Source organism: Aggregatibacter sp. oral taxon 458 str. W10330, from assembly GCF_000466335.1.
Lineage (GTDB): Bacteria > Pseudomonadota > Gammaproteobacteria > Enterobacterales > Pasteurellaceae > Aggregatibacter.
On sequence record NZ_KE952597.1, the window covers coordinates 1,990 to 2,988 of the forward strand.

Sequence of the window (999 nt, forward strand, 5' to 3'; positions counted from 1 at the left end):
CTGCTCTAAATAACAACGACCAAGCCAAAATTGAGCATTGACTTGCTCTTGAGTTCGTGTTTGCTCATCAGTCAGCTGTTCGGTAAGGTTGAGTTCCTCTTGGTGATACTTAACGGCTTTTGCAAATAAATCCTTCGCTTTCGCTATGTCTTTAGCCTTCATTGCCTGCTCGAAATAACAACGACCAAGCCAATGTTGAGCATAGATTTGCTGTTGAATTCTTGTTTGCTCATCAGTCAGTTGTTCGGCAAGTTTGAGTTCCTCTTGGTAACGCTTAACTGCTTGGGCAAATAAATCCTTTGCTTCCCTTATGTCTTTAACCTTCATTGCCAGCTCTACATAACAATGACCAAGCCAAGATTGAGCATTGATTTGCTTTTGAATACCTGTTTGCTCATCAGTTAGCTGTTTGGCAAGTTTAAGTTGCTCTTGGTGGTGCTCAATAGCTTGGGCAAATAACCCCTTCGCCTCTGTTATATCTCTAACCTTCAATGCCTGCTCTAAATAACAACGACCAAGCCAAAATTGAATACTATTTTGTTCCTCAAGTTGAGAGTTTTTATCTTCAATCTCATCCAAAGCCTGATTAAATTTTGCAATTGCTTGATCAAAATTATTGCTTTTGAATAAACTCACACCTTCTTTAATTAAATCATTAACACTCATTGTTTTATTCCTTATGAAAATGCCTTAACGGAAATTAAATTTCGTTAGTAATAAAAAGACATAATCCATTAAATTTATTTATATAATTCATCCTAAAAATCACTTAATGAGAATTCTAGTTATTTTAATTTCGGAAAGGAAGATATAATGACGCATTGAACACAAAATGAAGAAATTTTGTATAGCTAATTTGTGGCAACAATGGCTTTCAGCAAGTATAGATAAGCGCCGGAATTTGGTATATGGCTCTTCCAACCCGAGCCATTAATTTTAACCCAATACTAAAAAGGACAACCCCTTGAACCGCAATCCCCCATTTTGGCTGACCGCCTT

1 protein-coding gene is annotated in these 999 nt (G+C 36.7%); it reads right to left on the reverse strand.

All coding sequences use genetic code 11. The features are described from left to right. A partial coding sequence (locus HMPREF9065_RS09870) for a tetratricopeptide repeat protein (protein ID WP_021615420.1) occupies positions 1–666 on the reverse strand: 666 nt, incomplete at its 3' end. Positions 667–999: the final 333 nt, after the last annotated feature.